This window comes from Peribacillus sp. ACCC06369 (assembly GCF_030348945.1).
Classification (GTDB): Bacteria; Bacillota; Bacilli; order Bacillales; family DSM-1321; genus Peribacillus.
In genome coordinates, this window is sequence record NZ_JAUCEN010000002.1 from 1749342 (window position 1) to 1765207 (window position 15866).

Here is a 15866-nt window from a genome sequence, read left to right on the forward strand (position 1 = left end):
ACGAACGTCCTAAAGGAGTGTAAGACATGATCAATCAACTTTCATGGAAAGTTGGCGGACAACAAGGTGAAGGTATTGAAAGTACAGGAGAAATATTCTGTATTGCCCTCAATCGCTTAGGTTATTACTTGTATGGCTACCGTCATTTCTCATCCCGAATCAAGGGTGGACACACGAATAACAAAATTCGTGTAAGTACTACGGAAACTCGTGCTATCTCTGATGATTTAGACATCTTAGTTGCTTTTGACCAAGAAACAATTGACGTCAATTATAAAGAATTACATGAAGGTGGCATCATAATCGCAGATGCAAAATTCAAACCTGTCTGCCCAGAAGATACAAAGGCAGAATTATATATTGTTCCATTTACGGAAATAGCAGCGGAATTAGGAACATCATTAATGAAAAATATGGTCGCTATCGGTGCGACATGTGCTGTTCTGGGAATGGAAATTTCCGTATTCAACGATGTGGTTGATGAAATATTCGGCCGTAAAGGTGAAGAAATCGTTAAGAAGAATATGGATGCCATTACTGCTGGCTACAAAGCAATGGAAGTGATGCTTGGAGAAAAACTGGGCGCAATGGAGCTGGAAAAGGCAGACGGCCAAAAACGATTGTTCATGATCGGAAACGATGCTATCGCTTTAGGCGCAGTTGCAGGCGGTTGCCGCTTCATGGCAGCTTACCCGATTACTCCGGCCTCGGAAATTATGGAATACCTAATTAAAAAACTTCCTCAATTGGGTGGGACGGTCATACAGACTGAAGATGAAATCGCAGCAGCTACAATGGCGATTGGTGCAAACTATGGTGGTGTACGTGCCATCACAGCTTCAGCTGGACCTGGACTTTCATTGAAAATGGAAGCGATTGGTCTAGCGGGCATTACCGAGACGCCAATTGTCATTGTCGATACTCAACGTGGCGGTCCATCTACAGGACTTCCTACAAAACAGGAGCAATCCGATTTAATGGCCATGATTTATGGTACACATGGTGAAATTCCTAAAATCGTCATGGCTCCGAGTACAGTCGAGGAAGCTTTTTATGATACGGCAGAAGCATTCAACCTTGCAGAGGAATATCAATGTCCAGTTATCATTTTATCCGACTTACAGCTATCACTAGGTAAACAGACGGTTCAGCCGCTTGATTACGGAAAAGTGGAGATAAGACGCGGTAAATTGGTGGACTTTGAAATTGAAGAGGATGAAAACAAATCATACTTCAAGCGTTATGAAGTAACTGAAGACGGGGTTTCCCCACGTGTAGTTCCTGGAATGAAAAATGGAATTCACCATGTTACAGGTGTTGAACATGATGAAACGGGCAGACCTTCTGAAACGGCTTTGAATCGTAAAGTGCAAATGGATAAACGGATGCGTAAGCTTAATAATCTTACAAACACATTCCATACGCCAGTATACAAAAACACACCGCATGAAGAAGCGGATTTATTAATTCTTGGTTTTAACTCAACACGCGGGACGATTGATGAAGCAATCGGCCGGTTAGAAACGGATGGAATGAAAGTGAATCATGCGCAAATCCGGTTGATACATCCTTTCCCAGCTGATGAAGTCCTATCATTGGTGCAAAGTGCCAAGAAAGTAGTAGTTATTGAAAATAATGCGACTGGACAATTGGCTAATATTATCAAGATGAATGTCGGACATGTTAATAAAATTAAAAGCATCCTAAAATATGATGGCAACCCATTCCTCCCGCATGAAATTCACACACAATGCAAGGAGATGTTCGAATATGGCAACGTTTAAAGAGTTTCGTAATGATGTAAAACCTAACTGGTGTCCTGGCTGCGGTGATTTCTCCGTTCAGGCTGCCATGCAGCGTGCGGCAGCAAATGTAGGATTGGAGCCGGAGAATTTGGCTGTAGTTTCCGGTATCGGCTGTTCAGGGCGTATATCCGGTTACATCAAGTCATATGGTTTCCACGGAATCCATGGCCGTTCACTGCCAATTGCCCAGGGAGTGAAAATGGCCAACCGTGAATTGACCGTTATAGCTTCTGGCGGTGACGGAGATGGATTTGCAATCGGGATGGGACACACCATTCATGCGATCCGTCGTAATATCGACATTACTTATATTGTCATGGATAACCAAATTTATGGATTGACAAAAGGCCAGACTTCTCCTAGGTCCGCTGCTGGATTTAAAACGAAATCCACTCCAGAAGGATCAATAGAACAGTCTGTTTCACCTATGGAATTAGCATTGTCAGCTGGCGCTACGTTTGTAGCCCAAAGCTTTTCCACTGACTTAAAAGACCTGACGGCGATCATTGAAGCAGGGATAAACCATAAAGGATTCTCCTTTATCAATGTTTTCTCTCCATGCGTAACTTATAATAAGATCAATACGTATGATTGGTTTAAACAAAACTTAACTAAATTGAACACGATTGAAGGCTATGATTCATCGAATAAAGAACAGGCGATGCAGACTTTGATGAAACATGACGGCCTTGTGACAGGGATTATTTATCAAGACTCTTCACGTCCTTCGTACCAGGAATTAGTGCCGGGTTATGCTGAAGAAGCGTTAAATAAATCAGATCTTACACTGGATCAAGCACATTTTGATAAGCTTGTTGAAGAATTTATGTAAAACGAAAAGGTTCACCCCTAAGATGGGGTGAACCTTTTTTGTGATTAATTGGAAAGCTCAAGTAGAGAGAATCACTATACTCTCTGGATTAGCTTACCACCAACCGTTATTGCATCCAAAGCCGCCGAAGAAATTGCAACGATTCCTTCTGCAACAACAATGGTGATGGCGGTCCCGATCGCGGTCCCGATCGCGGTCCCGATCCCGATCGCGGTCTCTATCGCGGTCCCGGTCGTGGTCCCGATCACGGTCTCTATCGCGGTCGCGCCTATTACAGCCTCTCACAGCACGACAAAAATCGTCTGCGATTCTGTCGTTATTATTATCATGATGGTGATTATTGTTACATGACATATAAGTCACTCCTTCGTTTATTTTGGTTGTACAAGATATCTTATTCGAGAGCGGACAAGATGCTATAGAAACATGGCCCATTTAACGAAAATGTACGTATGCCCCAAGATCATCGTTATTTATGTGAAAAGGCTGGTACAAAAGCGATTATGGTATTTTTTTAATTAGTTTTTCATATCTTTACATATTAAGGTAGATGAATAGAACAGCCCTATTTCAGGGGGAGTGTAAATGTTGAGAGGGAAAATGAAAGCAGTGGTCAAACATCACCGAGGTTTTGGGGCACAATTACAAGTTGTGGATATTCCAGATATTCGTGATGACGAAGTCTTGATTCGAGTGAAATTGACCTCGATCTGTGGAACGGATATTCATATTTTCACCTGGGATAAATGGTCGCAGGGAAGAGTGAATCCGCCATACGTATTTGGACACGAATTTGCTGGGGAAGTAATCGAGATAGGGGCAAGTGTGAGCAATGTTTCAGTTGGTGATTGTGTATCTGCCGAAACACATATAGTTTGCGGTACATGCAGGCAGTGCTTAACCGGACAATTCCATATTTGTAAAAAAACCAACATTATCGGTGTCGATAAACAAGGGTGCTTTGCAGAGTATATAGCTCTGCCCGCCAAAAATCTATGGAAAAATCCAAATGATATGCCACTCGATATCGCTACCATCCAAGAACCGATGGGAAATGCCGTCCATTCAGTGCTTGCTGGCGAGGTACTGGGTAAAACGGTGGCCATAATCGGCTGTGGTCCAATTGGGCTTATGGCAGTTGCTGTAGCGAAGGCTGCAGGTGCTGATAAAGTAATCGCTCTTGATATTAATGATTATCGACTTCAGCTTGCCAAAAAGATGGGGGCTACAGACCTCATTCATTCAATTAAACAGAATCCACTGGAAATCACGAAAGGTCTGACAAATGGGGATGGAGTGGATGTGGTTTGCGAAATGAGCGGTAATCCGATAGCTATCGAACAAGGGTTTAAGATGGCGACAAACGGTGGAAGGATATCAATTCTAAGTCTGCCGTCTCAGCCCGTCACTCTTAATATAACGGATGATATTGTATTCAAGGGTCTTATTGTCCAAGGGATAACCGGAAGGAAAATGTTTTCAACCTGGCAACAGGTTTCCAGTCTGCTTGGAAGTGGCAAGGTTGATGTAAAACCAATGATTACACACCGTTTTCCGCTAAGCGATTTTGAGAAGGGATTTGAACTGATGATCAAAGGTCAGTGTGGTAAGGTGCTTCTGATACCTTAACCATCTGAAAAGGAGGAGAAATGAGAGGTTTTGAATCAACTGGAAATAGGATTATCTGGATTTGAAAAAGCTGATAAGGTGCCAGGGGTCATCCAATAAATGAATAAGAAGAGGCTAATTTCGTCATAGTGAATATACGAATAAAGCCTCTTCTTTCATGTTCTTATTTTCCGCATTTGTGAAAAGTTTCTTACAATTGAAGAAGGCACGACAGAATGATTGTTTCTTGCTGTTAAAAGCTTTATACTATGTTAATGTGGATATATCACACTTAAAAGCTAATATTTACTGGTAATTCTTAATAAGGAATCCGTATAAAAACCATTAGAAGATAGGTCTTGAAATAGTTGGGGAAAGAAATAAACTAACTATTTTGAAAGGAGATTAACTATGAACGAGAAACAACGATTAGAATCACAACAAGTACAGGCTGAAAATCCAGCGGACAAAAAATCCGATAAGGACTTCAGTAAGTACTTTCAAGCCGTTTATATTCCGCCTTCCTTAAAAGATGCGAAAAAGCGAGGAAAAGAAGAAGTAGAATATCATGATGACTTTGCAATTCCTGAAGGTTTCCGTGGGATGGGAGAAGGCAAAAAGTTTTACATTCGTACATACGGCTGTCAAATGAACGAACATGATACTGAAGTCATGGCGGGCATCTTTACGGCACTTGGTTATGAACCGACAAACACGGTGGATGATGCTAACGTCATTTTACTTAACACATGTGCAATTCGGGAAAACGCAGAGAATAAAGTGTTCGGTGAATTGGGGCATTTAAAGTCATTAAAATTGGAAAAGCCGGATCTATTGCTTGGGGTTTGCGGTTGTATGTCGCAAGAGGAGTCAGTTGTAAAGCGGATTCTTGAGAAGCACCATTTTGTAGATATGATTTTCGGAACGCATAATATCCACAGGCTGCCGCAAATTCTTAATGAAGCTTATCTATCCAAGGAAATGGTCATTGAGGTTTGGTCTAAAGAAGGTGATGTAATCGAGAATCTTCCGAAGGTGCGTAAAGGTAAAACGAAGGCATGGGTCAATATCATGTATGGCTGCGATAAGTTTTGTACATACTGCATCGTACCTTACACAAGGGGGAAAGAAAGAAGCCGCAGACCTGAAGATATCATACAGGAAGTCCGTCATTTAGCGGCTCAGGGTTACAAAGAAATAACTCTGCTTGGACAGAATGTGAATGCTTATGGTAAAGATTTTACGGATATCGAATATCGTTTCGGTGATTTGATGGATGAAATCCGCAAAATCGATATTCCGCGTATTCGTTTTACGACAAGTCATCCCCGTGACTTTGATGATCACTTGATCGAAGTCCTGGCTAAAGGCGGAAATCTCGTTGACCATATCCACCTTCCTGTTCAATCTGGAAGTACGGAAACACTTAAAATCATGGCCCGTAAATATACACGCGAGCAATATTTAGAGCTGGTAAGAAAGATTAAGGATGCTATCCCCAGTGCATCGCTAACAACTGACATCATTGTAGGCTATCCGAATGAAACGGAAGAGCATTTTGAAGAAACGATGTCTTTATACCGCGAAGTTGGTTTCGATGCAGCGTATACTTACATTTATTCACCACGTGAGGGAACACCGGCTGCGAAAATGCAGGATAATGTACCGATGGAAGTGAAAAAGGAACGTCTGCAACGCTTGAATGCCCTTGTCAATGATACGTGCGCGTTGAAAATGAAAGAGTATGATGGACAGATTGTTGAAGTGCTTGTTGAAGGCGAAAGCAAGAAGAATGCGGAAGTATTAGCAGGTTATACAACGAAAAATAAGCTCGTGAACTTCAAAGGACCAAAATCCGCTATTGGCCAAATCGTAAAAGTGAAAATCACCGGTACGAAAACATGGTCATTAAATGGGGATATGGTTGAAGAAGCAACGGCGATTGAGGTGGAGTAATATGACGAAATATACTAAAGATGACATCCTGTCAAAAGCGGCCGAGCTTGCTGAAATGATTGCCAGCACGGAAGAAGTTGATTTCTTTAAACGGGCAGAAGCTCACATCAATGAAAACCAAAAAATCCGTGAAATGATCGCAAGTATCAAGAGTTTGCAAAAACAGGCGGTAAACTTCCAGCATTACGGAAAAGAGAAAGCATACAGCCAAGTTCAGGCCAAAATTGATGCACTGGAAAAACAATTGGATGAACTTCCGATCGTCCAAGAATTCAAGCAATCCCAAGTTGATGTAAATGATCTCTTACAAATGGTCTCATCACAAGTATCGAATAAGGTGACGGACCTGATCATTGAATCGACCGAAGGCGACGTCCTTCGTGGGGAGACTGGTTCACAGGTACAAGCCGGCGGCGGAAGCTGTTCATGAATATGGCAAAGCCCTTCTGATTTCAGAAGGGCTTTTTTATATTGCGTAAATCCTTATACAGCGCCCATTCGTGACACATATCCCAAAACATGAGCATAAAATAACCTAGGTTTAAAACATTACTGCAGTTTTCAAACAATTAAAATTCTACGCACACTAGACTTTTACCACGCATAGGATGAATGGAAACTGTATGAGGAGGGTTCGCTAGCATGTCACAATATAGAGAGATAATTACTAAAGCGGTGGTGGCAAAAGGACGTAAATTCACAAAGTCCTCTCACACCATTTGCCCGGCTCATCATCCTTCTAGCATTCTAGGTTGTTGGATCATCAACCATAAATACGATGCAAAGAAAGTCGGCAAAAAGGTAGAAATTCACGGCAGCTACGAAATCAACGTCTGGTATTCTTATAACCATAATTCGAAGACGGAAGTTGTAACTGAAAAAGTGCAATATACCGACGTGATTTCGCTGAAATACCGTGATCCCGATTGTCTTGATGACCATGAAATTTTTGCAAAAGCTGTCCAACAGCCGAATTGTTTAGAAGCTTGCATCTCCCCATGTGGACAAAAAATCATTGTCCATGTGGAAAGGGAATTCTTTGTGGAAGTCGTCGGCGAAACGAAAATTTGTGTCGCTGTTAGTCCGGATGGCTGCTGTGAGGATGACTGGGGCTCTGATTTCGATGATGAGGAATTTGAAGATTTAGATCCGGATTTCCTTGATGAATTCGAAGACGAATAGAATATAGAAAGTAACTACCGGATGACATTCCCTTCATCCGGTTTTATTTAATTTGAAACAGGACAGGACCCTTGCAGGCATAACGATGAGAAACCAAAAAAAGTTTGCAGATACTGCAAGCATACAACAGTTAATCTCACAAGGATAATTGATTTACCATTCAATTTCGAATTCAGGCAATGTTGCTTTCCCGTATGTTATAATGAAGGACATAAATGAGTAATAGATTTTAGTTTGGAAAGGTTTTGAAGGAATGGCTGGATATACTCCGATGATACAGCAATACTTAAAAATTAAGGCAGAGTACCAGGATGCCTTTTTATTTTTTCGTTTAGGCGATTTTTATGAAATGTTTTTTGACGATGCACTGAATGCATCCCGGGAGCTCGAAATCACATTAACGAGCCGAGAAGGTGGTAGTGAAGACCGAATTCCGATGTGCGGCATTCCGTATCACTCGGCTGCTAATTATATTGATATATTGATAGAAAAAGGATTTAAAGTAGCTATATGTGAACAGACTGAAGATCCCAAGCAAGCCAAAGGTGTGGTACGCAGGGAAGTTGTCCAGCTGATTACACCGGGAACGAAAATGGATAGTAAGGGCCTTCGGGAAAAGGAAAATAATTATATAGCCACTATCACTTATTTTACGGATGGGCAGTTTGGCTTTGGGTACAATGATTTATCGACCGGGGAGAATAACGTCACTTTGATTGAGAGTTTTGAAGAAGTTCTGAATGAATTTGCCATCCTGGGTGCGAGCGAAGTGGTCATTGCTGAAGATTTTAATGAAGAATGGAAAAAAAAGCTGCAAGAACGGGGTGCTGCCGCTTTATCCCTAGAGAATAATTTGGTTCAAAGCGAGTCATTCGTTGCATTGCTTCATCTGTTAAAAGACCAGAAACTGGCAACGACGACCACACGTTTATTAAATTATCTATACCGTACTCAAAAGCGCAGCCTGGATCATTTACAGCCAGTGCTTGCATATGAAACGTCACAATATATGAAAATTGATTATTATAGCAAACGCAATTTGGAATTGACTGAAACCATTCGTTCGAAAGGCAAAAAAGGTTCATTACTATGGCTGCTTGATGAAACGAAAACAGCCATGGGCGGAAGGATGTTGAAGCAATGGATTGATAGACCGCTCATTAATAAAAAACAGATCGAGCGGAGGCAAAGCCTTGTTGAAACCCTGAAAAATCAATACTTCGAACGGCAAGACTTACGTGAACGGCTTAAGGAAGTGTACGACTTGGAGCGGCTTGCCGGAAGGGTCGCCTTCGGGAATGTAAACGCTCGGGACTTGATTCAATTGAAACGTTCATTGCAACAAGTGCCAATCATTCGTGAAATCGTGAAGTCCATGGCTTCCAATCAGGATATTTCAATTCTTGCCGATAAATTGGACCCTTGTGAAGAAGTGACGGATCTGCTTGAAACGGCGCTTGTAGAAAACCCGCCATTGTCCGTGAAGGAAGGGAATATCATTCAGGACGGTTTCCATAAGGAGCTGGATACGTACAGGGATGCCAGCAGAAACGGGAAAACCTGGATTGCACAGCTGGAACGAGAAGAGCGGGAACGCACAGGGATCAGATCATTGAAAATCGGATATAATCGTGTTTTTGGCTATTATATTGAAGTCACACGAGCCAATTTGCATCTGCTTGAAGAAGGGCGTTATGAACGGAAGCAAACACTAACGAATGCCGAACGTTATATCACACCTGAATTAAAAGAAAAGGAAGCTTTGATTTTACAAGCAGAGGAAAAAAGCGTCAGTTTGGAATATGACCTATTCCTTAATCTTCGTGAAGAGGTCAAAAGCTATATCCCGCGCTTACAGGATTTAGCGAAAGGCGTCAGTGAACTGGATGTCCTGCAGTGCTTTGCGACGATTAGCGAAGAACGCCATTATGTGAAGCCTGTATTTTCTGATGATAGAAGAATCGTCCTGAAGGAGGGCAGGCATCCAGTGGTCGAGAAAGTCCTTCAATCACAGGAGTATGTCCCCAATGACTGCTTTATGGATGGAGAACGGGAGTTACTCTTGATCACAGGGCCCAATATGTCGGGGAAAAGTACGTATATGCGTCAGATTGCGCTAACATCGATTCTAGCGCAAATTGGATGCTTCGTGTCCGCAAGTATAGCTGAATTGCCTATTTTTGATAAGGTATTTACTAGGATTGGCGCGGCTGATGATTTGATTTCCGGTCAAAGTACATTCATGGTCGAAATGCTTGAAGCAAGAAATGCGATTATGAATGCGACAGAAAACAGTTTGATATTATTTGATGAGATCGGGCGGGGAACATCAACTTACGATGGAATGGCGCTTGCCCAGGCCATCATTGAATACATTCATGAGGAAATTGGAGCCAAGACCCTCTTTTCGACTCATTATCACGAATTGACGGTATTGGCATCAGAACTGCCTAAATTGAAAAATATCCATGTCAGTGCTATTGAGCAAAATGGAAATGTCGTTTTCCTTCATAAAATTAAAGAAGGTCCAGCGGATAAAAGTTATGGTATTCATGTTGCAAAGCTTGCTGATTTACCGAAGCAGTTAATTGATCGGGCGGCAGCCATTTTAGCGCAATTAGAGAATGAAAATGGACAAGCAAAGGCGATGGCTGAACAGCCCGCTGCTGTTGTCAAAGCACCAATTGCCGAAGCTGAAGCTGAAGCCTCTCCTGTAACATCCGCCAATGAGGCACAGCTTTCCTTATTTGGGGAAGAGGCTCCTAAAGGGAAAGTGAATTCTTCACCTAAGGAAAAAAAGGTGCTGGATGACATTAAATCACTCGATATCCTTGAAATGACGCCGCTTGAGGCGATGAATATCCTTTATAAATTACAAAAGAAACTTAAATGAGAAAATAAAGCGAGGCGATAATAATGGGAAAAATCATGCAGCTTGACGAGGCTTTGTCCAATAAAATCGCAGCTGGCGAAGTTGTGGAACGCCCAGCCTCAGTCGTTAAGGAACTTGTGGAAAATTCAATAGATGCAAACAGTACCATAATAGAGATTGAATTGGTGGAGGCTGGCCTTGGTTCCATCCGGATCGTGGACAATGGCGATGGGATTTTGGCCGATGACATAGAGGCAGCATTTAAACGACATGCCACAAGTAAAATAAAAGATGAAAATGACCTCTTCCGAATTCGAACACTTGGCTTTCGCGGTGAAGCAATGCCCAGTATTGCTTCAGTTTCCCATTTCGAATTGAAAAGCAGCACGGGTGAAGGTGTAGGGACGCGCATACTTCTAGAAGGCGGCATGGTTAAGGAACTCGAGGCTTCATCCGGCCGTAAAGGAACGGATATCCTGGTTTCCGACTTGTTTTACAATACTCCTGCAAGGTTGAAATATATGAAGACCATTCATACCGAGCTAGGAAATATTACGGATGTCGCTAATAGGCTCGCACTTTCGCACCCGGATGTTTCAATACGGTTATCACACAATGGGAAGCGTATCCTGCATACGAATGGGAACGGGGATGTCAGGCAGGTGCTAGCTGCAATCTATGGTACGAATATCGCCAAAAAGATGATTCCGATTCAGGCAAGCTCCTTGGACTTCAAATTATCCGGCTATATCGTTATGCCTGAGGTCACCCGGGCTTCAAGGAATTATATATCAACCATGATAAACGACCGCTTCATTAAAAACTATGCACTCGTGAAAGCGATCTTGGATGGGTACCATACACTTCTTCCAATTGGCCGTTTTCCAATCGCTTTGTTGAATATTAAAATGGATCCGATTCTTGTCGATGTCAACGTACATCCATCCAAAATGGAGGTAAGGCTCAGCAAGGAACAGGAATTGTACAGTCTCGTATCAGAAACGATTAAATCTTCCTTTAAAAAGATATCTCTAATTCCAAGTGGATATACACCTGCACCAAAGTCGGAACAAGTGAAAAGTGAGCAAACTACGCTGGAATTGGACCATGTCGTGGAAAGCGGGAAGCGCGTCCTTGAAGAAGCCAGGAAAGAAGCTTCACTCTTGAAGGATACCTTGATCCGGGAAAAGCAGGACCAAAAGAAACATATGGAGCTTGTTGAGGATTTCAATCTCGAACCAATAAAGGAATTAATCTACAGCAACGAACAGCAACAAATGGCAGATACCTATATACCGGTCTTACAAGATGATGAAAGCAAACCATATTTCGAGTCGGCTGAAAAGTATACAACCTATACTGTCGAACAAGAGGAAGAAATCGAGGGGAATGAACCGGATAGTCGAATCCCTCCCATGTACCCAATTGGACAAATGCATGGAACATATATTTTCGCCCAAAACGAAAAAGGTTTGTACATCATAGACCAACATGCTGCCCAGGAACGGATCAAATACGAATATTTTAAAGAAAAAGTCGGACGGGTCGAAAACGAACTACAAGATATGCTAGTCCCCATCACCCTTGAATTTTCGACCGACCAATGTATCCGGATAAATGAATATCGGCATGAGTTGGAAAAAGTCGGAGTCTATTTAGAAGAGTTTGGCTATAACGCCTATATTGTCAGATCGCATCCACAATGGTTCCCTAAAGGAATTGAACAGGAAATCCTTGAAGAAATGATAGAACAATTGCTATCGATGAAAAAGGTCGACATCAAAAAATTGCGCGAAGAAGCAGCTATCATGATGAGCTGTAAAGCCTCCATTAAGGCAAACCGCCATCTGCGCAATGATGAAATTCAAGCACTATTGGATGAACTAAGACGGACAACCGATCCCTTCACATGCCCTCATGGAAGACCGATCATCATCTCTTACTCCATTTATGAAATGGAGAAAATGTTTAAGAGAATCATGTAATTAAAAGCAATGGAGAACCCTTATGTAATGGGGTTCTCCATTGCTTTTTTAGTTAAATGACCACAAAATGACCACATTTATTGGTCCATGCTCTTTTTTATGATCCTTCTTCTAGAAAGGAAGGGATATCTAGTCATTATATTAAAAAGCTTAAAGAGTATGCCATTAGTAAAAGGAGAAAATACATATATATAGATGCCAACGCTGATGGTGTTAAGAGTGTCAATAAGGAGAATTCCTAAAGTCAAGAAGAATTAGAAGAATATTATAAAAAGCGAAGTAGTTCTGAAATGCCTATTAAACTCGAATGCTAATTCTGAGCATTTTTTATAGTCCTTTTTATTTTGCAAAAAGAAAAGAGAGTTCGATGAAGTTTGCTGACCATTTCTTAGTTAATCCCTTTTAAATTTTTTGATATACTCCTTTATGAATTATTTGTGAACAGAAAGTGGAAATATGAAAACTAATATCCAAAAAGTTGTCACAAGGACTTATCTTTTTTTAGTAGAACCTTTAATGAAAGGTGGTTTTTATTTTTGAAATACTGTAATGCCACTTTTATTTTTCCTGATGGTTACGACTGAACTTTTATTAAAAGGTAGGTCCATTAGTTTTATTAAAGAGCGAATAAACAGATATAAGAACCCTCACTGGATGGATAATATGGCTATAGTTTTGTCAGTCCTTGCCCTATTGATTGCGATACTTAATCTATACCTAAAGTGGAGGATGAAGAAAGATGAATGACAAAGAGCTCCATTTCAAGAATTTAGAAAAGCTTAAACAAAAACTGATAGAGGGTATAATAGTGTCTTCAACAGTATATATTTTAGAAAATTTAATAAAAAAATGTTTTATTTCTAAAGGAGAAAAGTATATGAAATCATTTTATTTAGGTATTGTTATCGTTTTAATATCACTTCTTATTTCGGTTTTCACTAGTGATTGGACACTTTTGTATAAAATTACAGGAGGCATTACTGCAATAGTATTAGTATTATGTGCATTATTTTCTGGTGGATTTGTAGATGGTGATAGAATGGGAAGAAATTTATTTTCTGAAACGAAAGAAGATAAAAAAGAAAGAGTTTTCTTGACTACAAGACTTTTATTAATAGGGCTTCCTAACTTTCTTACAGCTTTAACTGTTTATTTTTTAATCTAAATAATGCTCCAAATTAAACAAAAGGCTAACCACTAGGTTAGCCTTTTGTTTATCGATTTCCTGGAATAGAAAATTCAACTTGCATGATTTTGGAAGGGTAAAGTCCAACTTGAAGATCCTCTACTAATTTTTAGGTTTGTACTAACACCACATGTATTATATTTAGATGCAATTACTGCTTTCCAACTAGACGGGATATTATAGGAATAGGTATTTGATCCAGTAGCAATCTGTTTTGATTGTCCAGAAGTAGAACCAAAGCTTCCTGGACCAACTTGGCCAACAATAGCTGATCGATTTGATAAAACATAGTTGCCTGCTCCATTATAGCTCCATCCACCTGTAACCTTTGTTAATTTAAAATGTTTTACTTGATTTTTATCAAAAACATTAGACCAAGTAATAGTCGAATAAGCTTTTACGCCCTTTGTAGAGTCCCATTTATCATCTTTTTTTGATGCAAAAGGTTGAATCTTAGTATCTAGTTTTTGTTGTTCAATTTTATCAGTAATATCTTGAGCAACATGGAATGTAGTAGTTGCATATGTTTCAACCAATTGACCATCCACATTTTCTACTTCTAGTAATTGACTAGTTGAATGAGATTGAGTTTCTAATTCTAATTTTTCCACAGATTTTGTTGAAAGCTCAAATTTCTCTAAATCATCCTGTTGACTAGATAAATCTGAAACACCATTTAAAGCTCTAGTATAAAGTTCATTAAGATCAGTGATTTGTTCATATTTAATTACTTTTTTATTTAACTTTTCGCTCGAAGCAAATGAAGAACCACCAAAACTAAATAACATTGTTTGGATTTGAGTCAATATTTTGGACACTAAAAAGTTAAATCTTAAGCTGTATTCCTAATTCGATCTTCAATGGCTTGTGGGGTTTGATAACCCAAGCTGCTGTGAATTCTTTTTCGGTTATACCAACCTTCAATAAATTGGAACATCGCTAATTTAGCTGTTTGATAGTCTAGATATTGTACGTGGTTGACTTCTTCCTTCTTTAATAGGGCATGAAAGGATTCAATACAGGCATTATCGTACGGGCAACCTTTCTGACTAAAGGATTGCTTAATATGATGGTTTTGGATATGTTGAGTAAACTCACTGCTTGTATATTGTGAGCCAAGATCGGTATGAAGAACTAAGCCCTCCGAGGGCTTTTGTGATAGGTGTGCGTTATTGAAAGCTTTTATGACCAGTTCTGTCGTCATTGAACGAGAAAATGAATACCCTACTATTTTCTTAGAATGAAGGTCTAATACCGAAGCTAAATAACACCATCCGTCTTTTAACGTATGGATATACGTAATATCTGCTACCCATTTCTCATTAATGGTCTGAGTAGTGAAGTCTCGTTTTAACAAATTATCCAATTGAATAACCTTTTCTTTAGATGGATAGGGACGGTATTTTTTCTTAGTAATAGAACGAATTCTCGCCTTGCTCATTAAGCGTTGAACACGCTTTAGACTTAGGGAAAACCCTTTGGTTAATAAGCTTTCATGAATCTTTGGAGCCCCATATCGTCCCTTGCTTTCCAGGTAAATGAGATGAATTTCCTTCGTGATTTCTTGGTTTTCCTGTTCGCGATTTGATACGACTATTTGAAGGGACTGATAATGGCTGCTTCTTGGGATTTCTAGTATTTCACACATCTTCTGTACGGGATATTGTTTCTTGTGTTCCTCAATAAATTCGGTAAGATCTGTTTCGGTTACTTTTTCGCGAATATGGCCATAGCCTTTTTTAAGATTTCAACTTCTTGCTTTAACCGAAGGTTTTCCTTTTGAATGGCGGCTAATTCCTTTGGAGTCATGGACTCTTCCCCTAAACCGATTGGAGTAAATTCTTTAACCCATTTATAAATGGTAACTTCTGATACGCCATATTCGCCGCTTAATTCTTTGACCGAATTACCCGAGTGATAAAGATCTACAATAGTCTTCTTGAATTCATTATTGTATTTTTTACCTGTATTCTTACGTTCCAAGACGGACACATCCTCTCAAAAATCATTGTAAGGACTTAACTAAAATGTGTCCATGAAACTATACTAACTCCATGTTAAAGATAATAGAGCTGTACTAATTACTTTTCTTTTCATTACAATAACCTCCAATATTTTTTTAGGGCTTTTTTCAACAAATGATATTGAATCTAAAGTCCTAAATAATAGTTCTATATAACCACATATTTTCCCTTCTTTTATTTTTTTTTAATTTTTAAAGGATATGATAGTTCATTAGTCTATTCCGCAATTATATAATTTCTCCCTGCGCCCTTACAGACAAATTAGTGGATGGCTTTTTATTATGAATAAGGAAGGTGAGTGTGTATGACGGTATCTGAGTGTCTTGATCATTGGCTTATATCTTATATAAAAAAGAATAAGAGATACACCTTCATGATGAATCGTACCAAAAATAAAAGGATTAAGAATAAAGCTA

11 protein-coding genes are annotated in these 15866 nt (G+C 39.9%); 9 read left to right on the plus strand and 2 right to left on the minus strand.

The annotated features are described in order from the left end of the window. Nucleotides 1-26 precede the first annotated feature (26 nt). The 9 genes from QUF78_RS09420 (at nt 27) to QUF78_RS09460 (ending at nt 13405) form a co-directional block, all read left to right on the plus strand. The gene (locus QUF78_RS09420; RefSeq protein ID WP_289317094.1) at nt 27-1784 is read left to right on the plus strand and encodes a 2-oxoacid:acceptor oxidoreductase subunit alpha; all 1758 of its coding nucleotides are present in this window, start codon (nt 27-29) and stop codon (nt 1782-1784) included. Beyond that, complete coding sequence (locus tag QUF78_RS09425; protein WP_289324439.1) at nt 1771-2637, plus strand: 2-oxoacid:ferredoxin oxidoreductase subunit beta; 867 nt, start codon at nt 1771-1773, stop codon at nt 2635-2637. The genes QUF78_RS09420 and QUF78_RS09425 overlap by 14 nt, the downstream gene beginning before the upstream one ends. A 588-nt stretch (nt 2638-3225) precedes the next feature. After that, entirely contained in the window at nt 3226-4266 is a 1041-nt protein-coding gene (gene tdh, locus QUF78_RS09430; RefSeq protein ID WP_289327277.1) for an L-threonine 3-dehydrogenase, read from the plus strand. A gap of 390 nt (nt 4267-4656) precedes the next feature. After that, a complete protein-coding gene (gene miaB, locus QUF78_RS09435; RefSeq protein WP_289324440.1) occupies nt 4657-6201 on the plus strand; it encodes a tRNA (N6-isopentenyl adenosine(37)-C2)-methylthiotransferase MiaB in 1545 nt (514 codons plus the stop codon). Between the two features lies 1 nt (nt 6202). After that, the gene (locus QUF78_RS09440; protein ID WP_289317090.1) at nt 6203-6631 is read left to right on the plus strand and encodes a YlbF/YmcA family competence regulator; all 429 of its coding nucleotides are present in this window, start codon (nt 6203-6205) and stop codon (nt 6629-6631) included. 212 nt (nt 6632-6843) lie between these two features. Continuing rightward, nucleotides 6844-7383, plus strand: coding sequence for an outer spore coat protein CotE (locus QUF78_RS09445; RefSeq protein ID WP_289324441.1), 540 nt, complete (start codon nt 6844-6846; stop codon nt 7381-7383). Nucleotides 7384-7636: 253 nt separating this feature from the next. Beyond that, the gene (gene mutS, locus QUF78_RS09450; RefSeq protein ID WP_289324442.1) at nt 7637-10276 is read left to right on the plus strand and encodes a DNA mismatch repair protein MutS; all 2640 of its coding nucleotides are present in this window, start codon (nt 7637-7639) and stop codon (nt 10274-10276) included. Between the two features lie 23 nt (nt 10277-10299). Then, nucleotides 10300-12240, plus strand: a complete 1941-nt coding sequence (mutL, locus tag QUF78_RS09455) for a DNA mismatch repair endonuclease MutL (RefSeq protein ID WP_289324443.1) — start codon at nt 10300-10302, stop codon at nt 12238-12240. Between the two features lie 739 nt (nt 12241-12979). Beyond that, nucleotides 12980-13405, plus strand: coding sequence for a DUF5316 domain-containing protein (locus QUF78_RS09460; protein ID WP_289324444.1), 426 nt, complete (start codon nt 12980-12982; stop codon nt 13403-13405). 74 nt (nt 13406-13479) lie between these two features. On the opposite strand, the gene QUF78_RS09465 is transcribed toward QUF78_RS09460, so the two are convergent. After that, the gene (locus QUF78_RS09465) at nt 13480-14244 is read right to left on the minus strand and encodes a hypothetical protein (RefSeq protein ID WP_289324445.1); all 765 of its coding nucleotides are present in this window, start codon (nt 14242-14244) and stop codon (nt 13480-13482) included. Nucleotides 14245-14258: 14 nt separating this feature from the next. Beyond that, nucleotides 14259-15409 (minus strand): IS3 family transposase gene (locus tag QUF78_RS09470; RefSeq protein ID WP_483313823.1). Its coding sequence is split into 2 segments (ribosomal slippage): nt 14259-15160 and nt 15160-15409, totalling 1152 coding nucleotides; the frame shifts between segments, so codons are not numbered across the junction. Between the last annotated feature and the right edge of the window lie 457 nt (nt 15410-15866).